Origin of the sequence: Pseudoalteromonas sp. SMS1 (assembly GCF_021530565.1) — a bacterium.
Classification (GTDB): domain Bacteria; phylum Pseudomonadota; class Gammaproteobacteria; order Enterobacterales; family Alteromonadaceae; genus Pseudoalteromonas.
Map to the genome: position 1 here is coordinate 1 of NZ_JAKGBI010000033.1, position 19,957 is coordinate 19,957.

The 19,957-nt window shown below is 43.5% G+C and carries 18 protein-coding genes and 1 tRNA gene; 5 read left to right on the forward strand and 14 right to left on the reverse strand.

Features of this window, described 5'->3' with window-relative positions:
- Positions 1–23 precede the first annotated feature (23 nt).
- Positions 24–99: transfer RNA gene (locus tag L1286_RS22990), tRNA-Val, on the forward strand.
- A gap of 143 nt (positions 100–242) precedes the next feature.
- Positions 243–1,871: a response regulator gene (locus tag L1286_RS22995; protein WP_235409376.1), complete on the forward strand. Its 1,629-nt coding sequence runs from the start codon at positions 243–245 to the stop codon at positions 1,869–1,871.
- A 31-nt stretch (positions 1,872–1,902) separates the two neighbouring features.
- On the opposite strand, the gene msrB is transcribed toward L1286_RS22995, so the two are convergent.
- The 6 genes from msrB to L1286_RS23025 form a co-directional block, all read right to left on the reverse strand.
- Positions 1,903–2,358, reverse strand: a complete 456-nt coding sequence (gene msrB, locus L1286_RS23000; protein WP_235409377.1) for a peptide-methionine (R)-S-oxide reductase MsrB — start codon at positions 2,356–2,358, stop codon at positions 1,903–1,905.
- 302 nt (positions 2,359–2,660) lie between these two features.
- Complete coding sequence (locus L1286_RS23005; protein ID WP_235409402.1) at positions 2,661–3,134, reverse strand: DUF2919 domain-containing protein; 474 nt, start codon at positions 3,132–3,134, stop codon at positions 2,661–2,663.
- A gap of 63 nt (positions 3,135–3,197) precedes the next feature.
- On the reverse strand, positions 3,198–5,219 hold the full coding sequence (ligA, locus tag L1286_RS23010) for an NAD-dependent DNA ligase LigA (protein ID WP_235409378.1): 2,022 nt from the start codon (positions 5,217–5,219) through the stop codon (positions 3,198–3,200).
- Positions 5,220–5,316: 97 nt separating this feature from the next.
- Positions 5,317–6,024, reverse strand: a complete 708-nt coding sequence (zipA, locus tag L1286_RS23015; RefSeq protein ID WP_235409379.1) for a cell division protein ZipA — start codon at positions 6,022–6,024, stop codon at positions 5,317–5,319.
- A 16-nt stretch (positions 6,025–6,040) separates the two neighbouring features.
- Entirely contained in the window at positions 6,041–9,430 is a 3,390-nt protein-coding gene (locus tag L1286_RS23020) for a chromosome segregation SMC family protein (protein ID WP_235409380.1), read from the reverse strand.
- Positions 9,431–9,475: 45 nt separating this feature from the next.
- Positions 9,476–10,207, reverse strand: a complete 732-nt coding sequence (locus tag L1286_RS23025) for a TrmH family RNA methyltransferase (RefSeq protein WP_235409381.1) — start codon at positions 10,205–10,207, stop codon at positions 9,476–9,478.
- Between the two features lie 243 nt (positions 10,208–10,450).
- Between L1286_RS23025 and L1286_RS23030 the strand changes: the two genes are divergently transcribed.
- Positions 10,451–10,744: a hypothetical protein gene (locus tag L1286_RS23030; RefSeq protein ID WP_235409382.1), complete on the forward strand. Its 294-nt coding sequence runs from the start codon at positions 10,451–10,453 to the stop codon at positions 10,742–10,744.
- Positions 10,745–10,804: 60 nt separating this feature from the next.
- On the opposite strand, the gene L1286_RS23035 is transcribed toward L1286_RS23030, so the two are convergent.
- A complete protein-coding gene (locus L1286_RS23035; protein WP_235409383.1) occupies positions 10,805–11,401 on the reverse strand; it encodes a hypothetical protein in 597 nt (198 codons plus the stop codon).
- Positions 11,402–11,454: 53 nt separating this feature from the next.
- The gene (locus tag L1286_RS23040) at positions 11,455–11,727 is read right to left on the reverse strand and encodes a hypothetical protein (protein WP_235409384.1); all 273 of its coding nucleotides are present in this window, start codon (positions 11,725–11,727) and stop codon (positions 11,455–11,457) included.
- 233 nt (positions 11,728–11,960) lie between these two features.
- On the opposite strand from L1286_RS23040, the gene cysZ reads away from it, so the two are divergent.
- Positions 11,961–12,686 (forward strand): sulfate transporter CysZ, encoded by a 726-nt coding sequence (cysZ, locus tag L1286_RS23045; protein WP_235409385.1) that lies wholly within the window; start codon positions 11,961–11,963, stop codon positions 12,684–12,686.
- A 62-nt stretch (positions 12,687–12,748) separates the two neighbouring features.
- Positions 12,749–13,966 (forward strand): glycerophosphodiester phosphodiesterase family protein, encoded by a 1,218-nt coding sequence (locus L1286_RS23050; RefSeq protein WP_235409386.1) that lies wholly within the window; start codon positions 12,749–12,751, stop codon positions 13,964–13,966.
- A gap of 56 nt (positions 13,967–14,022) precedes the next feature.
- Here the strand turns inward: L1286_RS23050 and L1286_RS23055 are convergent, their stop codons facing one another.
- The 6 genes from L1286_RS23055 to L1286_RS23080 form a co-directional block, all read right to left on the reverse strand.
- Entirely contained in the window at positions 14,023–15,651 is a 1,629-nt protein-coding gene (locus tag L1286_RS23055) for an FAD-binding protein (protein ID WP_235409387.1), read from the reverse strand.
- Positions 15,652–16,108: 457 nt separating this feature from the next.
- Complete coding sequence (locus L1286_RS23060) at positions 16,109–16,573, reverse strand: hypothetical protein (protein ID WP_235409388.1); 465 nt, start codon at positions 16,571–16,573, stop codon at positions 16,109–16,111.
- Between the two features lie 320 nt (positions 16,574–16,893).
- Positions 16,894–17,979: a 23S rRNA (cytidine(2498)-2'-O)-methyltransferase RlmM gene (rlmM, locus tag L1286_RS23065; RefSeq protein ID WP_235409389.1), complete on the reverse strand. Its 1,086-nt coding sequence runs from the start codon at positions 17,977–17,979 to the stop codon at positions 16,894–16,896.
- Positions 17,980–17,996: 17 nt separating this feature from the next.
- Positions 17,997–18,365: a DUF423 domain-containing protein gene (locus tag L1286_RS23070; protein ID WP_235409390.1), complete on the reverse strand. Its 369-nt coding sequence runs from the start codon at positions 18,363–18,365 to the stop codon at positions 17,997–17,999.
- The gene (locus L1286_RS23075) at positions 18,358–18,999 is read right to left on the reverse strand and encodes an alpha/beta family hydrolase (protein ID WP_235409391.1); all 642 of its coding nucleotides are present in this window, start codon (positions 18,997–18,999) and stop codon (positions 18,358–18,360) included. Before L1286_RS23075 ends, L1286_RS23070 begins: the two co-directional genes overlap by 8 nt.
- Before the next feature lie 13 nt (positions 19,000–19,012).
- On the reverse strand, positions 19,013–19,906 hold the full coding sequence (locus L1286_RS23080; protein ID WP_235409392.1) for a transcriptional regulator GcvA: 894 nt from the start codon (positions 19,904–19,906) through the stop codon (positions 19,013–19,015).
- Positions 19,907–19,957: the final 51 nt, after the last annotated feature.

The following is a 19,957-nucleotide window of genomic DNA, read 5'->3' on the forward strand; positions in this document are numbered from 1 at the left end:
ACCCACCAAATTACACAGACCCCGGGTTGTTAGCTCAGTTGGGAGAGCATCGCCCTTACAAGGCGAGGGTCACTGGTTCAAGTCCAGTACAACCCACCATTCTACTTCATGTCTTTTATCAAAGTTTATGACCAAGTTTGTTAATCCAATTAACTTAACACAGCCATCTTTTATCGAACTATTTTAAAAGTTAAAAGAAACGACTAGACTAAAAACATTGATAGCAACACATCTTATTCAATATGCCCGTTCAACCATTTGTTAATTCAAAAATTTTAATTGTGGAAGAACAACCTCTAGCACTGAGTTATTTGAAACAGTCGCTGGAACGCTTGGCTTATCGCAATGTATTTGTTGCAGAATCTGCAGCTGTTGCTAAAGAAAGCTGTCAATTAAATAAGTTTGAACTTATCATCTGCTCCTTTGATTTGAGTAAGCGACAAAATGGCTACCAACTTTATGAGGAATTGCTACAAAAACGCCTTATTAAGCGCTGCACAGGGTTTATTTTTACGTCTGCCGAAACAAGTCCCGAACTGGTACACAGCGTTGTTGAGTTACAACCCGATGACTTTTTGGTTAAACCGTTTACCATAAAAGATCTGAAGCTCCGCATTGAACGGATCCTCAAGAGAAAACAAGGTCTACGGCGGATCTATACACTGATAGACGATGAAAATTACTCCAAAGCACTCAAGTTTATAAATAGCGAGTTAGATAGCCAGCAACATACCTATTCTGTAATGTTACTAAAGCTCAAAGGGGAAACCCTGTTAAAACTGAAACGATTTGATGAAGCAAAACAGTTTTATAAGTCCGCTTTGGAATTACAAAAGTTCACTTGGGCTAAGCTTGGCTTGGTTGAAGCGCTTATAGCAAATGATGAAGATCTCACTGCGCAAAAGTTTCTCAAAGGCTTAATAGAAAAAAGTGAAACACGCCTAGCTGCACTGGATCTACTGGGTAGATTAGAACTCAAACTGAACAAGTTTGAACATGCTCAAAAAGCCCTACATGAGGCATCACAGATTGCGCCACGAAACTTATCTCGACAAAAGTCATTAAGTACCGTTGCCATGATCAATCATGATTATGAATGTAGCTACAATGCACAAAAAGAAATCGCAAACTTTGCGCGGTATTCAATCCATGATAGTCCAGAAGTTTACCTGAATGCAGCAAGAGCAGGGATCGATTTCGCGCTCGCCACCGATCAGCATGAACAGATCCAAAAAATAACTCGCCAAACACAGCAATATTTGAGCGATTTAAAGAAGCAATTTCCCAACGCCATCAATCAAACTCAAGTTGATGTGCTCAATGCGCGCATGCATTATCTGAAAGATGAGCATAAAAAAGCCAGACACCTAATGGAGCAGCTTGAAGATGAAGCAGTGATCCGCTCTGTAGATGCGGCGCTAGATAAAGCGAAAGCATTTCATGAATTAGGCTTTCAACACAAAGCACAGGCGCTTTTTAGCCAAATTATCGACCACTGTGAACGGCATCAAACACAAGAAGATCCAGTCATGATGCATTACTTGCATCAACAGCATGACGAGCGTAAAGATATTACGATGGGTCCAAAGGAATTGAACAATCATGCAGTAAAACAATTTAATAAGGGTGAACTCGACGTGGCATTAGAAGCTTTCTCGCAAGCTTTTCGTGTCATGCCTAAAAATGCAAGCATCGCTTTGAATTTGCTCCAATGCTTAGCGGATGCAACCGGTAAAAAAGGCATCACGTTTAACACAAATTTAGCCAAAAAATGCATGAGCGTGTTGCAAAGCGCAGAATTAGATTCGGAGCAACTTACACGATTTGATAAGTTGCTCGCACAAATGAAAGAAATGGGGCTCGCAAATTAAGTACAACTTTGTGAGGCTGAAATAATTAAGGTTACTGACTCACGGTTTCTTGCTTAACCATAGACAGTGCATTGACACAGTATCTTAATCCACTTGGTTTTGGGCCATCAGGAAAAACGTGTCCTAAATGCGCGTCACAGACATTACACACGATTTCCACACGCGACATACCATGCGAATCATCCAGGATATAAGCAATTGCACTCGGGTCCGCAGGTTGCGTAAACGACGGCCAACCCGAACCACTTTCGAATTTTTCTTGCGCATCGAACAAAAGCTCACCGCAACAAGCACACTCGTATTGACCCGGCTCAAACAGACTGCATGACTGAGAACTGAATGGTCTTTCAGTTCCTTTATTTCGAGTAATATGGAATACAGAGGGCTCTAACAAGGCTTGCCATTGCATCATGCTTTTCTCCACCCTTCTCGGTGGCTCTGGGTTGCCTTCAGTTGCCCATTTGAGGATATCTTGCCAAACTAACATGTTGATGTTCCTAGTAATCTTTTCTTGTTAATGTTTTCAGCTAATAACACTATTTCGCCTTTCTCGATGTATAGACACACCCTACACTAACTTCATGACATCTCTAGGTCTAAACAATACACCAGTTCCCATAAAATTAACAACTGGCCCATGTTGGCGCCGCTTTAGCGAATAGCCAAAATACGGACAACACTGCATCATTACAGTGCATTCAGCACACCCAACACACCTTTAAACCCTAAGTCCAGAGAACGACAAAACCCGACACTACCATTTAGGCGCTCTGTTCCTTTCGCGTCAAGCTATTTGGCTTCTGGTTCCGGCCAATCACTAAAAAAGCACGTTAAGTAACGACTATTAATTAGGTACAGAATTACCCAAGAAACAAGTACGATTTGACTCGCGAGATAAAAAGAAAATTGATAATGACTATTGGCGGCTTGCATTAGTAGCCAGCCTAGATCCAACATCGCACAGATAACCAACGGCCAACGCATATACACCCATATTGTCCCCCAACGTACAGCGCTCGTCGGACGCCTCATGGAGAACACTAATGCAGGTAACAATGCGATAGTTGCAATACCAATTGCAATAAAAAAGTGATGCTTGACCGGAAAGAATAGGCTCATGATATCTAAATCAGGGCGCCACGTGAGCGCTGACATGAGCCAAATTAGAAAGGGGCGTAAAAGCACAATTAAGGTCAAGTTGAAACCAAGCGGTGTTCTATAGACACCATATTTGTCCCAATACTCTGGGCCAAAACGACCGATTAACTTACTCACATAGCCCCCACTCTCTTTAAATTACATGCTAATCAGATTGATACATGCAGCTTACCCTTGATGTTGCTCCAACAGCGCAATAAGCCCTGCTTCATCCATAATTTCAATACCTAAGTCTTGCGCTTTAGTGAGCTTAGATCCCGCTTTTTCACCAGCGATGAGTGCGTCCGTATTTTTTGAAACACTGCCAGCTACTTTAGCACCAAGGGCCTGAAGCCTCGCTTTGGCGTCATTGCGGTTCAATTCGTTCATGGTCCCTGTTAGCACGTAGGTCAAGCCTGCAAGCGGCTGCATTTGCGCTGAAGGCGCAGCAATCTCAGGCCAGTTAATCCCGACTTCTAATAAGTCGGATACCACATGTTGATTATGCTGTTCATTGAAAAACGCGTTGATATGGTGCGCGACTATCACACCAACATCACTGACTTCCTGTAGACTATCAATGGAGGCGTTCATGACATTTTCAAGCGTTAAGTAATGATTTGCTAAGTTTTGCGCCGTTGCTTCACCTACTTCACGGATACCCAGCGCATATAAAAACTTCGCCAACGTCGTTTGCTTACCTGCTTCCAACGCATTAACTAGGTTTTTGGCTGACTTTGGGCCCATTCGTTCTAGAGACTCAAAATGGCCTTGACGCAGTTTAAATAGTTCTGCTGGTGTCTTTATTAACTCTCTGTCCACCAATTGTTCAACAATTTTGTCACCCAAACCATCAATATCTAATGCTTTGCGTGATGAGAAGTGTTTGATCGCTTCTTTTCTTTGCGCTTGGCAAACTAATCCTCCGGTACAGCGTGCAACGGCCTCCCCTTCGACACGTTCTACATGAGAGTCGCAAACAGGGCAAGTATTTGGGAACTGGATCTCCGTTGTATCATTCTGGCGCTTATCTAGAATAACTTGCGTGATCTGTGGGATAACATCACCTGCACGGCGAATGATCACATGATCTTTTACTCTGATCCCCAGACGGTCTATTTCATCTTGATTATGCAAGGTAGCGTTAGACACAGTCACTCCCCCCACAAACACAGGCTCAAGACGCGCTACTGGGGTAATTGCTCCCGTACGCCCCACTTGAAACTCTACATCCAGTAGTTGGGTGACCTCTTCTTGGGCTGGAAACTTGTACGCGATGGCCCAGCGCGGCGCGCGAGCAACAAAACCAAGCTGTGATTGCTGTTGCTTGTCATCGACTTTGATAACCACGCCATCGATTTCATAGCTCAGCGCATCACGACGGTTAAGAATATCTTGATAATACGCGATTGCTTGCGCAACCCCTTCAACTCGCTTTGTTTCTGGGCACATAGGCAATCCCCACAGTTTGAGTTGCTCCAATTGCCCATAATGCGTCGTGGCAAGTTCAGCGCCATCAACAGTGCCCATTGAGTAAGCGTAAAACATCAATGGGCGCTTCGCGGTGATCTTTGAATCAAGCTGTCTTAAGCTTCCGGCAGCCGCATTTCGTGGATTGGCAAAAGTCTTCTCATCTTTCGCCAAAGCAGCTTCATTCAATCGCTCAAAGCCCGCTTTGTCCATAAACACTTCGCCGCGTACTTCCACCTCTACAGGTATATTTTCGCCACGTAGACGAAGTGGGATATTACGGATTGTTTTGACATTTTCGGTGATATTCTCCCCGACTTGACCATCACCCCGTGTCGCAGCCTGGACTAAGACACCATTGCGATACAGAATTGACACGGCGAGTCCATCAAGTTTCGGCTCGCAACAAAAACTCAATTCTTTGCTCTCTAGTAAGCGCTCTTTGATGCGGCGATTAAACCCATTAAACTCATCTTCATCAAACGCATTGTCAAGAGACAACATCGGCACCTGGTGCGTCACTTGATCAAACTTGCTAAGCGCCATGCCCCCCACTTTCTGAGACGGAGAGTCTACGCTTAAAAATGCAGGATGTTGCGTTTCTAGCTCTACCAGTTCACGCATTAGCCTATCGTATTCAATATCTGGTATAGATGGCATGTCTAACACATAATACTTGTAATTGTGCTCTTCCAATTGCGCCTTTAATTCATTGATTCTATTACTGATAGATTCCGACATTTCAACCTCTTAATAACACAAAAGCCACCGGCTAATACCAGTGGCTTATTCTATCTCTTGCGCCTGCGCTCGCGTGCAGACGGATCACGCCAACACGTTATGCAGCAAACTCACGCACTTTCTCAACGTACGCTCTGATTGTATCTACCGTCAGTGGCTTTCTTGCACTATCAAGTACTTGTGCACCAAACTCATCAGATAACTTTTTAGCTGCGCCGTGCAACATGTTAAATGCCGCCATGCTATCGCCCTCACAAGGTAAGGTCATAAATAAGCTCACGCCAGCGGTACTAAACTGTTCCATATTATCAATATCAAATGTGCCAGGATTATACATATTCACAAGGCGAAACAGCACAGGGCCATTACCTGACGACTCTAAATGGCGATTAAAAAAGCCTTCTTCAGAATATTTAAAACCTAAGCTAAGTACGCTTGGTAGCAGTTTAGACCCTGCCATGGTAAGACCTTCTGGCATTTGAATGTGTAAGATAATAAAATCTTGTGGCTCAGGTGCAGACTGTGGCTCAGAGTTATCTTCAGAGGGCGTAGCCTGGCGCTCGTCCTCAGTATCGTGTAGCACGGGTTCATCAATTGTGGCGTTGGGTTCTTCTTCTACCGCCGTAAAGCTCATATCGTTGAGTTCTGGCTCAGATGTTTTTGCATCGCTTTTTGGTGCTGGCACATCCTGTCTGCGACCTTCTTTATCTTCTTTTTTTCTAACAGACCATAACCCATGAACCAGTAGTCCACCTATGATCAACGCACTGATCACGATTAATGCCCATCTTAACTCTGTGGCCATTGTTCACCTTTACTTATTATGTATGTGCCATCTGCACTGCTTGTTCTATGTCCACGGCAACTACACGAGACACACCTGGTTCCGCCATAGTTACCCCCGTCAGCCTTGCGGCCATTTCCATCGCCACTTTATTGTGACTGATATAAATAAATTGCACCGCTTGTGACATCTCTTCGACAAGACGACAAAAGCGCCCAACGTTCGCGTCATCCAAAGGCGCATCTACTTCATCCAGCATACAAAACGGCGCTGGATTTAATCTGAAGATAGAAAATACCAATGATAATGCGGTCAGCGCTTTTTCTCCACCACTTAGCAGATGAATTGTCGAGTTTTTCTTGCCAGGTGGCCGTGCCATTATAGTAACACCACTTTCCAACAAATCATCACTGGTTAGCTCTAAATACGCACTTCCGCCTCCAAATACTTTGGGGAAAAGCTCTGCTAAAGAGCTATTTACTTCATCAAAAGTGGTTCTAAACCGCGTTTTGGTTTCCCGATCAATTTTTCGGATTGCGTTTTCCAACGTCTCCAACGCGGCGCTCAAATCATTCAGCTGTTCATCTAAGTATTTCTTGCGCAAAGCCGCTTCGTCAAATTCCTCAATCGCTGCTAAATTAACGGCCCCTAACATCGCTAGCTTTTGACTTGTCGCGGTCAATTGACTTTGATACACGCCTTGCGTCATTTCTTTATCTAACGTAGCCAGCACGCCTTTCAAAGTTTGTTTCAATTCTAACAGGGGCTCCAATGCAGACTGCGCCTTCACAACTAAACTTTGCTCTTGTAGTTGCAGTTGCTGCTTTTGTTCCTTCAACTTGAGGGCCTGCGTCTGAGCGCCCTGTACGGAAAGCTGCTTTTCAGCCAATTGTTGTTTCGCCGAAACCACTTCCGCGTCCAATTGCACTAACTTATCCTGCTGTATTTGATGATGATGCAACAAATTTTGAATGCGTACTTTAATTTCTTCGCTCGGCGCATCTAGTTGACTTAATTGTGTTTTAATCGTCTTGAGTGACGCCTCGCACTGTTCAGCGCTTTGGCGTAAATGGGCTGATTTAGTCGCACTTATTTGCTGTGCACTGTGTGCTTGTTGCATCGCCAACTTGGCTTGATGCACGCGTTCTTGTTGTTGGTTCTTACGCCGCTGTATTTGGCTTTCTTCTCGCTTGTACTTTTCCGCCGCATCTTTATTTTTTGCTACGTGCAGCTCTAGCTGCGCCACTTGCGTCATATGCTGCACTTGTAAAGTGGCAAGATTGTCGTGCGTTTGGTCCAGTTCCACCAGCGTACTTTCGACTTGTGTCCTTTCCGTAATCAATTGTTCTGATTGCTGTTGCCACAGGTGTTGCTGATGCGCCAACATCTCCAAACGGCTTTTACTGCCTGCAATTTCCTGTGCAACACGGTGAATATCTTGCTTGACCTGCTCTGATTGGCACATCAATTCAGTCTGAGTATCTTGAAGATTATTGAGTATGTCTTTGCTATCACACAGCGATTGCTGTAACTCTGGTAAAAGCCGAGATAACTCATCCAGTCGCTCATATTTTGCAAGCTCATTGCTTTGATTCTCACGTGGCTGAGTAACAAAGTTTTCTCCGTACACTTCACCCTGCTTATCAATCGCCAGTATAAAATGCGTGCAGGGTGTAAACTGGCATGATTTGTCTAGCCATTTAATGTGATTTAAGAAACTTGGATAAACCCCTGACTCTACCAATGTCGCAACACTCTCAGGGTGCGGTCGAGCCTTGGTAACCCAAATGCCTGAATCATGGGGCTTGTCGGTTAAGCGTAGATCGGTGATCCCCAGTAATGCTCGTTCAACGACTTGAGTATATTCAGCGTTCACCTTTAATTGGCTCAAAAAGTGCTGTGCCGAAGCAGGCTCAGACATCCCAAGCAGCTCAGATAACATATCTTGTTCTGTGGTCAACTCCAGGTTTTGCTGCACCAGTCTCTCATGATCTGCGCTATGCATTTTTATTTGGTGTTCATAATCTTCGATCTCAGCGAGCAATTTTTGTGACTTACTTTGCAGCGCGGCCATGTCTTTGACTAGCCCTTGCTGTTTCGATTGTTCGACTGAAAACGCGTTAGCACTATTTTGTGTTTCAAGTGCGTCTTGCTTTACAACCAAGTCACTGAGCTTATCTTGCTGAAACACTCTGCTCTGCTGCACGTGCTGAAGTTTATTGGTGTGGCTGTTCAGTTCTGTTTGTGCTTGAGTTAATTGACGCTGTGCATGCTCTAAATTTTTCTCTAGATCTTGCCCATCATTGTGCAGCGTCTCGTAAAGCGCAGTCACTTCGTCTAATTCAGCTTCGCTGATTGCGAGCGCCTCTGCGGCATCATCGCATTGTTGTTGGTGAGTATTGCAGGCTACACCTTGTTCACTCATAAGCTCCTGGGCGTGCAAAAGCTCCTGCACCAGCTTAGTTTGCAACGCGTTTAACTCGGCGTGTTTCTCTCCCAAGTGTATTTTTTGTTGTTCTGCCCGGGTGAGTTCAGTGTGTGTTTTGTGTTGAGCTTGTTGCGCAGTGCTTAATGCGTCCGTCAAATGGTTTACTTGTTGCTCAAAGCTGGCAATTACATCGTTTTGGCCACGATGTGCTTGTTCAAGAAAAGTAAGCTGCTCGTCCAATTTGGTAATTTGAGCAACTTTGAGCTGCAGCTTGTCATTAAAGTCCTGCCACTTTAAAACGGCCAGTTGACCTTTTAAAGTCCGCTCTTGTGATTTTAACGATTTGTATTTGCGCGCGCAGTCCGCTTGTTTAGCCAATCTATCTAATTGAGATTGGAGCTCTTGTCGCATATCAAGCAAGCGCTCTAAGTTATCCCGCGTGCTCTTAATTCGAGTCTGCGTTTCTTTTCTACGTTCCTTATATTTGGATACTCCCGCCGCTTCTTCTAGAAATACTCTCAGTTCATGGGGTTTACTTTCGATCAAACGCGAGATCATGCCTTGCTCGATAATCGCGTAACTGCGCGGTCCTAAGCCGGTGCCGAGGAAGATATCCGTGATGTCTCTTCGACGACATTTACTGCCGTTGAGGTAATATAAAGATTGACCTTCTCTTGTCACGAGTCGTTTGATCGCGATTTGGTTTCTATCCGCAAGCGAACCAGATAACGTGCCTTGGGTGTTTTCAAATGTAAGTTCGACAGACGCTTGCGAAATGGCCTTGCGATGCGTCGACCCATTAAAAATAACATCCGTCATGGCATCACCACGCAGATTTTTGGCTGAGCTTTCACCCAGCACCCAGCGCACTGCATCGATTACATTTGATTTACCACACCCATTGGGACCCACGACACAGGTCATTTGATCTGGAAATGGGATCTTAGTGGGGTCAACAAATGACTTAAAACCAGCCAGTTTAATATGACTTAAGCGCATAAAGAGTATTTATTGTGAAACCAAACATTGTCTACATCACTCAAGCTACACTGAGCGGCGCATGTTATCAAGAATGATCCCTGTTGCCATCGCCACATTCAGTGATTCAGCACCGCCAAAAGCCGGGATCGTGACTGGCTGATTAATATATTCACTGAGATAGGATCTTATGCCATGAGATTCGCTGCCCATAAGCAAAACGCCACTTTGATTAAACGTTGCCTCGTGAACACTCTGTCCATCTAAGTAGGCACCGTATACCGCACCTTTGTATTGACTTAAAAAGTGGGCTAAATCAGTACGAACGACACTGATACGTGCAAACGACCCCATGGTTGCACTGATTACTTTGGGGTTTAGGTGATCAGCACAATCTTCGCTTACTACAATTTGTTTCAATCCATACCAATCTGCAACACGAATAATGGTACCTAAATTGCCCGGATCTGAAACCCCGTCCAATGCCAGTATCAACCCACTTTTATCAATACTTTGCTGTGCTGGAATTGGCACAATTGCTATTGCCGCATTGTTACTGACCAGCGTGCTGACTTTACTCAAAGCTTGTTCATCACACTCGGTGACTTTGCTGTATTTTAACTCGAGTTGATGAGCGCTGATAAATTGAGGCGTCGCAAATATTTGTTGTACTTCAACGCGGGCTGCCAACAACTCTAGTACATTCTTTTCCCCTTGTACTAAGTAAAGACCATGTTGCTTACGGTACTTTTTTTGCGCCAGCGCTCTAACTAGTTTTTGTTGGTTTTTAGACAGCATACTCACCTCATTTGGTCAAGAAGCGAAGTATATACAGAATCACACACAAAAGGCAGTGTAATTGCCAATAACGCAGCTTCTATGCTGGGTAAATTAAATTATTGTGCACGTTTTGATTACTTTGCAGACATAGCAATATACCATTACAATAGCAGCTGATTGATTACGTAGCTTCGGTATTTTGGAGTTCACGACTTCAGACACATCGATAATATGCCCATTTTAACTATCTGAGACGCAGTTATGTCCCCAGAGCTAAACATAATAATACTCAATGCCGCTATCTTGTTATTGGCTTACTTTGTTATTTACCCCAAGTATGCTGGCAATGACTTTAGGAAAATCTCTATACAAGACTTTATCGCCTCCATGGTGTCGTTGAGCATTGTTGGCTCTGTCTATTTTGGCAGTGGGGCGGCATTTAGCGTCATTTGGTTTGAAGTTACATGGCCTTGGTTTACGCTAATCAGTTTTACGCTAATTGAACTACCAATCTTTTACTGGTACGCCAAGCGGCACAACGTTAAGCTCCCCTAAAAATAAAAAAGGCATCATACGATGCCTTGGCTTTAATTTACATTAACTTTGGGGGAACTGTTACATTTCTTTATGGTGCAAAACGTGCTCAACAACCTCGTTAAAAGTACGGCTCGGTTTTAAAGCCGTCATAGCACGACTGCTGCTTTTCACCATATCGATAAAATCATAATAGCCAACCGCATGCTGACTTTGCTGGCTGACGACAAGTAAGTAAGCAAGACCATCTTCTTCCATCGTTGCCATAATATCACCTACTCTCGCATTTAATACTTGAGCACTAGACACTTGACGAAGCGCCGATAACGGCACCATAACATCACTGACGGTTAACTCATTACGGGTACAACCCAATGCTTGTGCTTTTGCCAGAATAAATCGGCTGCCCAATTGCGCCTTCGCAATAAAGCCCAATTGCTGGCCACTTACATCAATAACCAGAGCGGTTGCTTGGTGGGTTTTATCAAGTACCAATAACACCTCATCAATGGTGGCGTATTGGTCCACTTCCGTGGTTGGCAATGGATGTAAAAATTGTTCTGCGGGTAACTGCTCTTGTATTTCTCCCGCAGCAATAGTGTCGATTATATTTGAATGTGTTTTTGCTACGGTATTTGTATTCACCGCATTTGTTTCAAGCGCACGATAATAGCTCATGGTTCACCTCACGATTTTTAAATTAAATAAATAAAATTTAAGATTAAGCGTGTTTAGTGAGTTGGCGGGGCGCGGATCTGTTTGGTAAGAGTGGAGTTTGAATGCGCATTGAATCGGGTTGCTGGACGACATTGAACGCCTGCAAAATCTCGACTCGGCGCACTGATAATCAACGCATCATCTAGGTCAACATCTAAAAACTGAACATCAATGTCAGCTAAAGCTTCAACAACCTGCTGTCTTTCATCAGCCGCACTGGCCCCTGCCGCCGTTACACACAGTAACGTCGCAAAGCTCAATGCAAACAACACATGAAAGATCCGCATATTCGATGATTCTCCAAAAAAGTCTATAAATAAGTGTATGGACTCACCTAGACGTTTACAAGAGGGGCCCCAATACAAATTACCCTGTAGAATTGTAAGAGAGTGTGACATATATACTCTAACCACTGAATTTACAGGACTTTATTTGCAATGATGCAGATCAAAAAACCGCTACGTAAATTTTCAGAAGCGATTATAATAAACATCAACTGTTCCTAATTTAGAGTTTACTTATGCAATTAGCCAAGGGGATGGAGTATTTCATTGCTGGTTTTTCCATGCTGGGTCAAAAAGGACTTAAGCGCTTTGTTTTTATTCCACTACTTATCAACATTTTGTTATTTGGTAGTTCACTCTTTTTTCTTTTTGACTGGCTTACACAGGGGTTCGAATACCTCAGGTCAATGCTGCCGAGTATTTTAAGTTGGTTGGAGTGGCTGTTGTGGCCTCTGGCCATTGTCATTATTTTATTTAGTTACAGTATGGTATTTACTGTCATCACTAATTTTATTGCAGCGCCATTTAACGGTCTGTTATCTGAAAAAGTAGAGATGCACCTTACTGGTCAAAAAATTAACGACGATGGCTTTGCTGATATTCTTAAAGATGTGCCTCGCATGGTGGGCCGAGAATGGACCAAGCTCAAATACTATATGCCACGAGCCATTATCTTTTTCTTGATGCTGTGGTTTCTTCCCTTTCTCGGCCAATTGCTTTGGATATTGTTCACCTGCTGGATGTACAACATCCAGTACAATGATTACCCATTTGATAATCATAAAATTAGCTTCAGCCAAATGAAACAAGATCTTAAAGGCCAACAGGGATTGTCCTATGGATTTGGTTTTGCGGTGTTTGTATTAACCGCGATCCCGTTTGTCAATTTAATTGTGATGCCTGCTGCGGTGTGCGGAGCAACAAAACTCTGGGTCGAAAACTACCGACATAACTATCGCTAGGCGCTCATATAAACGTCACAATTCATCCCGATAATAGCTAAAAAAAACCATACTAGGATGTTATGAAAACTTTAGCTAAAATCGTCATCAGTACGGCACTGCTCAGCAGTGCCTGCGCCCATGCCACTGCACAACTTGGCCCTCGCCCTTTTTACTTATTGGATCAAATGGCACCGAGTGCATTAAAAACGAAGCTCTCTCGCTGTGCTCATAGACCCTTTTTTGTAAAAAGCGACTTTTCTATTGGCCATCGTGGTGCCCCCACACAGTTTCCTGAACATACAAAAGAGTCATACATTGCAGCAGCCAAAATGGGCGCAGGTGTTTTAGAGTGTGATGTGACCTTTACCAAAGACAAAGAACTCGTTTGTCGCCACGCGCAATGTGATTTACATACCAGCACCGACATATTAATGCGACCAGAACTTGCCGCGAAGTGCACGCAACCCTTTACGCCAGCAGACCCCGAAACGGGCACTCTCGCGAGTGCACAATGTTGTGCATCGGATTTAACATTAGAAGAGTTTAAGCAACTTAAAGGAAAAATGGACGGCGCAAACCCAAATGCCACCACCGTTGAGGAATATGTAAAAGGGACCGCCAGCTGGCGCACCGACTTGTACTCTGCGACGGGCACGCTCATGAGTCACGCTGAAAGTATTGAACTGTTCAAGTCGTTGCGTGTAAAAATGACTCCGGAGCTGAAGTCTCCTCAAGTACCAATGCCATATGAAGGCATGACACAGCAAGACTATGCGCAAAAAATGATTGACGAATACAGAGCGGCTCGCGTGCCTGCGCATCGAGTATTACCTCAGTCTTTCAATATTGAGGATGTCCAGTATTGGCGCCACAACACCCGTTATGGCCGAAAAGGGGTGTATCTTGATGGTCGCTATGATGACCCGAAGTTTGACCCAAGCAATCCTCAAACATGGCAACCTTCCATGGAAGAGATCAAAGACAGTGGGGTAAATATCATCGCACCGCCTCTATGGGTACTGCTGACACTCAACGATGCAGGTGAAATTGTACCATCTGAGTATGCACGCGCAGCAAAAGCTGCACAGTTAGAGATCATTACATGGACATTGGAGCGTTCAGGTCTAATTTCTCAAGGTGGTGGCTGGTACTATCAAGGGATCAGTGAAGCTGTAAAGGCCGAAGGTGACGTCTATACAGTACTGGATGTACTGGCAAGACAAGTCGGCGTAAAAGGCGTATTTAGTGATTGGCCTGCAACCACCACATTCTATGCAAACTGCATGAATCGTTACTAATCATGAACCACACAAACACGATGTGCCTATCAGGCACATCGTGCTTTCTCTCTCAGTTAAACTTCTATCGATTGGGCATGATTGAGACGGTTGGTCGGATCTAACAGTCGCTTAACCGCTTGTAATCTCGGATAGTTGTCTTTGTAATATAGGTACTGCCAGTTTTGAATATCAGTATCCGCATAATTGACATAGCACCCATCCATGACACCGTCTGGTACAGGCCCCTCTTTGCCATACATTTTCTCATACAGGCCATTCATCCACCCAATGTGGTAAGGATCCTGATTAGGCTCAAACCAATACGTTTGATATTGTAGTTTCATCACCGATCTGCGGTGAGACACAGCGGTATCCGACGATGAAAATGCATTGATTTGTCCCCCGTACGAAGAGATTTGAACGATCCCCCCTGGACTTAGGTAATCACCATGGCGTAATTCATCCCACAAAGTACGAATTTGAGACTCTGGAAATGGGTTATTCATATAAGCTGATTTGTTTTTTCCGCGTGCACCAATCAGTGGACCTGCATTGTATTGCGTTCCGTACCACCAAGGTAAGCTAAAGTAACTACCGGGCGGCGTGGGCCTTGGCGGCGCATTCTCTTGGCTTTGTTGTCCCATATGATCAGAAGTGCGCAGGCCTACTTTTGCTTCGGCTAATTGCGCAGACGAAAATACCGAATCTAAAAACTCATCAATTAATCTTGGATCTCCACTACTAAACAGCTGTATACGGATATCGCCACTACCAGCCACTGAGTTAGGCAACGACATAGAGGTATGAAGCGCATTAAAGCGATTATCGGGGCCATTATTTTTAGTCCAGAACTCACCATAATTTTTAAGTAATGCAGCAAACTGGGAATAATCTAAACTTGCCCATGGGATAGCCACCTCCTGCGCATGAACAAATGCAGGTACATCAGGCAAGTCTTTAAAATAGTATTTCGTCACAATGCCAAAGTTACCGCCGCCACCACCTTGGTGTGCCCAAACAACTTCATCAGCTTGAGCGGACTGACCCTTGAAAAACTTTCTTGGATAGTTTGCCTGTCCACCCCACTCATTAAATGAAACCAGCTCAACTCCCGCCAAGTAGTCACTTGATAGCCCGTATGAGCGGGAATGAATGCCAAAGCCGCCCCCACAAACATGCCCCCCCATACCCACACCAAAACACGAACCTGCTGGAATAATCTTACCAAATTCCTTAAACAGCGTTTTATAGGTATGACCCAAGTTTGCACCCGCTTCTACGACATAGTAGTCACCCTCTTTGTAGATACGATCCATATTACTAATATCAATAACAACACCATTGTCATTATTGACGAACCCTTCATAGCAATGGCCCCCTGCACGCACGGTAATGCGTTTGTCCTGCGCTATCGCATCACGTGCAGCCATATAAACTTCATGAGCCGAGCTGCAAGCACCAATATAAGTTGGTTGGCTTAAAAAGCGCATGTTAGATCCTATCAACATCGAGATGTATCTTGGATCATTACTATACACTTTATGATATTGCCCATATTCACCGCGAGCCTGTGCTGATGCTGAATTGAGTGCTAGTGGAACAGCGCCAACAGCACCGCCAACAGCAAGCGACTTTTTCAAAAAGCTGCGCCGTGAAGTGCCTTCGACGGGCTGTGAAGATATCTCTTTGTCATTGTTATCCATCGTACTTTCCTTACATGTTATTGTTATCGGCTACGTCACTCCGGCCATCAACCAATTCCGGCACGGAGCTTTGTGCAGCTTTTCCAATGTAGCAATAAAAAGAACAGGCCCTGTATAGAAATTAGACTAAAGGATAATGCATTTTAAATGCGTGAAATTGCAAACAGGCTTAATTTATTCAATCAATAGGTATGTAAGTACTTGCACGATAGTGTTTCAAAATATTTCTGGGAATTATAAATAGGTATATAAGAACACTGCTGTTGGATGTTGAAAGTCAAAGCTTTGTAGCAGTTTTAAATTCAAAGTGCGCTATTTTAAAATGCTATTTACGCCCTCACAAAATACGTGTTACGTCAAAGCGCTTTTATTTTTTCGTGAAATTATCGAAAAGCCGCCCGAACTTTAATGCTTATAAAGTACCGACAGCCCCCCTTTTATACAAAATTTAACGTCGCTATTTTACATTTGCTTCAACACGTTCCTTAACAAATTGATACCATGTATCAGACGTATCATTAATAATCTCTGCTCCTTTGGCGTTTGACTTAAACTTAGGGAATAATAAATAGCCATAACCCAATCTGAAGCTAGCAACTGTCTCACAGTTGGTGAGTATTTGACTTCGACCCACGCCATCTTTCCAAAACTTCTCGTCCTTATGAAGAGAGAAATCCGTCATAAATCGATGCGATGATTGTTTATTATATTCAAAATCTTGAAAAGATATGGTTAATTGCTTTCTTTCACGTCCCTTTACAACATCAAGTACATCAAATGTGGTAGTGATGATCTTATTTTCTCGCTTTTTACTTACCGCTTTTACAAGGTAAATATCAGCTGACCGTTGAATCATTTTCTCATGGTTTAACATATATTCATCAGTTGCTGCAGCACATGCTTCTGTTTCTTTAGTCATCATAAAGCAAGTTGATAACACGATTATCACTGCATAACTTTTTATTCTATTTAATATCATATCTACTTTCGAAATATTGCGCCCATGTCTATTTCTAGGGGTCTCGCTATTATACTTGTACATAAAGCTGTTAACTTTTGGTATTGCAATGCCTCATTAGAATGACCAAGACTTGTTAATGTGTCCTTTAAGTTACTTGGTGATAAAGCAGCATGCGTCAATTAAAACACTGGCAATTGTTTTAAAGAAAGTTAATAAATAGCGGGGGGTTAACACAATAAAATTTGCAACATCTACTTCCCTATAAATGCAACAAATTAATATTAGCTATACAGATTTTGTGGCACTTTTAGTACTTGGATGTGCACTGTAACTTCTTCACGATCATGGTAAAGGTGCTTGGCTTGTAACTTATAGCCCACATTGTAATGCGCAAGTTCATCGTCGATTAATTGCAAACATTCATAAACGCTATCAAAGCGCTTTTTCATCGGTAACTTTAGGTTAAAGATGAGCTCTTTGACAAACCCATTTACTATCCAATCGATCATCAGCTGCGTTACTTTACTTGGCTTTTCAACCATATCGCACACTAGCCAGTCGATATTGCGTTTTTCTGGGCGATATTTAAACCCGTCTTCTCTAAAGTGTTTTACTTGACCTGACTCCATCAACTTATCGTTCATAGGGCCGTTATCAATAGCGGCGACAAACATACCGCGCCTTACAAGCTGGTAAGTCCAGCCTCCAGGGCACGCACCTAAGTCAACGCCACGCATCCCTGGACGAACTCGCTCTTCTGCCTGCTCTTTGGTTAAAAATACATTGAATGCTTCATCTAGCTTCAATGTTGAGCGGCTTGGACCATCCGCGGGCATCCTTAGGCGTGGGATCCCCATAAAAAACGGTGAGTTATTGTCACTAAATGAGAACCCCACATATGCAGTGTCATTTGCCAAAAAAAGCACATGTAAAACGGGTTTTTGTGGCTTTACATTACGCGTTAGTTTATTTTGTTTTTCTAGTGACTTCGCCAGTGGGGTCGAGATCTTTTTACAAAATTTAGAGAGTTCTTTGCCCTCATTTGTATCAGGGGTCTCAACTCTCAGTTCACCACACAACGGGAAATCAGCAACACATTGCTTTATCTCACCTACCCGGTCTTCTAACGGCATGCCTGACAAAAGAGTTCCAGCAAACCATTGCCTTGCAAACACTAAACTTTTGAAATCGATTTGTTTGAGCAGTCTTTCAGCATCCTCTTTAGCAAAGCACTCAAACGTGACAAATCCTGTATTAGGCTTTGCTTTTACATAGCCTGCTACACTTTGTAGCTGAGCATGATGGTTGATTTCAGCGGCTGCATCATTTTCAAACCCACTGCGACAATAAATTACTACACTCGACATTTAAAATGTTCCCAAGATTAGAATGACTGCTTAGCTGACTTATATATCATTACCAGCCAACCAAGAATAAAACACAAACCACCTATCGGTGTGACAGGGCCCAACCATTTTGCACCAGTAAGCACTAGTAAGTATAAACTGCCACTAAATAGTATGACCCCAACGCTGAACAAATAACCTGCCCATTTTATTTGCATGCCCCATTTTATCAAAATTGCGACCGCTATAATGGCCAACCCATGGGTCATTTGGTATTCAGCGGCTGTCTTAAATATCCCTACGGCGTAGTCACTGACATGGCTTTTCAGTCCATGTGCTGCAAATGCCCCCAACGCGACAGATAACATACAAAATGTACTACCAATAATTAAAAACAGTTTAGCCATTAAGTACACTCTCAATAAATTGAACTGTACGCTCCACTGCCAATTGCCTATTTTGTGGCTCAGTAAAGCCACTCGCTTTACGTGGCTTTAATGAATGATCACCATCTGGTAACCAGAATAGCTCTGGCGTCTTACCAAGTGACAAAGCAGAAACTTCACTTTTGTTGCCAAACGTATCTCTCTCACCTTGTAGCACCAAAAAAGGACATGGAATCTCATCAAAATGATCGACCCTTAATTTATCTGGCTTTCCAGGTGGGTGGAATGGATAACCATAAGCAAGCACTCCACATACTTGTGCTTGTGTTTCACACACCAACATAGAGGCCATCCGCCCGCCCATTGACTTACCACCAATAAATAGAGGCAGCTTTGCATCTAACTGAGACAACACAAGCTCATAACGCGCTAACAGCTTAGGCGCACGATCTGGTGGACGCTTTTTGTTTTGCGCCTTGGCTGTTTCCATGTATGCAAAATCAAACAATGCGACGTTTATTCCTGCATAGGAAAGCTTTTTCGCCATATCCTGCATAAACTCGGAGTCACTGCCAGCCCCAGCGCCATGAGCAAAAACAAATTGTGCGACAGGCTCACTTGCTTTGAACCATTGGATTGAAACACGTTCTGTCATCTAAACCTTCTTGTTAAATCTGTTCTTGTTCGACCATACTAAGCATCCAGTCCTTAAAAGAAACTATTTTGCCTAATTCAGCCTGTGCTTCGCGACACACCAAATAATAGGCATTTTTACTCTCTAAGCTATGACTAAATGGAATAACCAGACGACCGGCGTCTAAATCCGGCTTTGCCAATACACTGTTACCAAGCGCGACCCCTTGACCGTGCACAGCCGCTTGTAAAACCATTGAGGAGTGGCTAAATATTGGACCTGTATTTGCGGGGACATTTCGGACACCAGCGGTTTTTAACCACGCTTTCCATGAACGCCGTGTAGTATCATGAAGCAGGGTATGATTGACAAGGTCATTGGGACTATTAAGTGGCTTTGGACCATTTAGTAGCAACGGGCTGCACAGTGGCACTAAATACTCCGTATGTAGCTTGTGGGTTTGTACGCCATTCCAATTACCTCGGCCGTAATATATCGCAACATCTACATCATCGGTCAGTGAGTTTTCATCCAGATCTTGTGCTTTTATTCGCACATCAATGTCGGGGAATAACTCATTAAATTTACTTAGCCTTGGCACTAACCACTGAATCGCAAAGCTTGGGGTCAGACTCACAGTTAAAGAGCCCTTTGCACCTCTGGCCAGCAATTTTTCGGTTGCATCAATTAATTGGGAAAATATATCTTTGATATCTAAAAAGTAACCCTGCCCTTCTTCAGTGAGCAACAACGAGCGATTTTTTCTTAAAAAGAGCTTGAGACCCAAATGCTCTTCTAATGTTTTAATTTGGTGGCTGATTGCAGCTTGCGTAACAAACAACTCCTCAGCAGCTTTGGTAAAGCTCAGGTGCCGCGCTGCGGCTTCAAAAGCTTTTAAAGCATTCAGCGGTGGTAACCTTCTCGACATAGCAGGACGCCTTTACATGTTTTTAAGTCAGGTTTTTTATATGAGCTAATG

What these genes read in the sequence shown, in the direction of transcription:
- L1286_RS22995 (WP_235409376.1), top strand. Translation starts at nt 243, where the DNA reads ATGCCCGTTCAACCATTTGTTAATTCAAAAATTTTAATTGTGGAAGAA.
- msrB (WP_235409377.1), bottom strand. Translation starts at nt 2,358, where the DNA reads ATGTTAGTTTGGCAAGATATCCTCAAATGGGCAACTGAAGGCAACCCA.
- ligA (WP_235409378.1), bottom strand. Translation starts at nt 5,219, where the DNA reads ATGTCGGAATCTATCAGTAATAGAATCAATGAATTAAAGGCGCAATTG.
- zipA (WP_235409379.1), bottom strand. Translation starts at nt 6,024, where the DNA reads ATGGCCACAGAGTTAAGATGGGCATTAATCGTGATCAGTGCGTTGATC.
- L1286_RS23020 (WP_235409380.1), bottom strand. Translation starts at nt 9,430, where the DNA reads ATGCGCTTAAGTCATATTAAACTGGCTGGTTTTAAGTCATTTGTTGAC.
- L1286_RS23025 (WP_235409381.1), bottom strand. Translation starts at nt 10,207, where the DNA reads ATGCTGTCTAAAAACCAACAAAAACTAGTTAGAGCGCTGGCGCAAAAA.
- L1286_RS23030 (WP_235409382.1), top strand. Translation starts at nt 10,451, where the DNA reads ATGTCCCCAGAGCTAAACATAATAATACTCAATGCCGCTATCTTGTTA.
- L1286_RS23035 (WP_235409383.1), bottom strand. Translation starts at nt 11,401, where the DNA reads ATGAGCTATTATCGTGCGCTTGAAACAAATGCGGTGAATACAAATACC.
- L1286_RS23040 (WP_235409384.1), bottom strand. Translation starts at nt 11,727, where the DNA reads ATGCGGATCTTTCATGTGTTGTTTGCATTGAGCTTTGCGACGTTACTG.
- cysZ (WP_235409385.1), top strand. Translation starts at nt 11,961, where the DNA reads ATGCAATTAGCCAAGGGGATGGAGTATTTCATTGCTGGTTTTTCCATG.
- L1286_RS23050 (WP_235409386.1), top strand. Translation starts at nt 12,749, where the DNA reads ATGAAAACTTTAGCTAAAATCGTCATCAGTACGGCACTGCTCAGCAGT.
- L1286_RS23055 (WP_235409387.1), bottom strand. Translation starts at nt 15,651, where the DNA reads ATGGATAACAATGACAAAGAGATATCTTCACAGCCCGTCGAAGGCACT.
- L1286_RS23060 (WP_235409388.1), bottom strand. Translation starts at nt 16,573, where the DNA reads ATGATGACTAAAGAAACAGAAGCATGTGCTGCAGCAACTGATGAATAT.
- rlmM (WP_235409389.1), bottom strand. Translation starts at nt 17,979, where the DNA reads ATGTCGAGTGTAGTAATTTATTGTCGCAGTGGGTTTGAAAATGATGCA.
- L1286_RS23070 (WP_235409390.1), bottom strand. Translation starts at nt 18,365, where the DNA reads ATGGCTAAACTGTTTTTAATTATTGGTAGTACATTTTGTATGTTATCT.
- L1286_RS23075 (WP_235409391.1), bottom strand. Translation starts at nt 18,999, where the DNA reads ATGACAGAACGTGTTTCAATCCAATGGTTCAAAGCAAGTGAGCCTGTC.
- L1286_RS23080 (WP_235409392.1), bottom strand. Translation starts at nt 19,906, where the DNA reads ATGTCGAGAAGGTTACCACCGCTGAATGCTTTAAAAGCTTTTGAAGCC.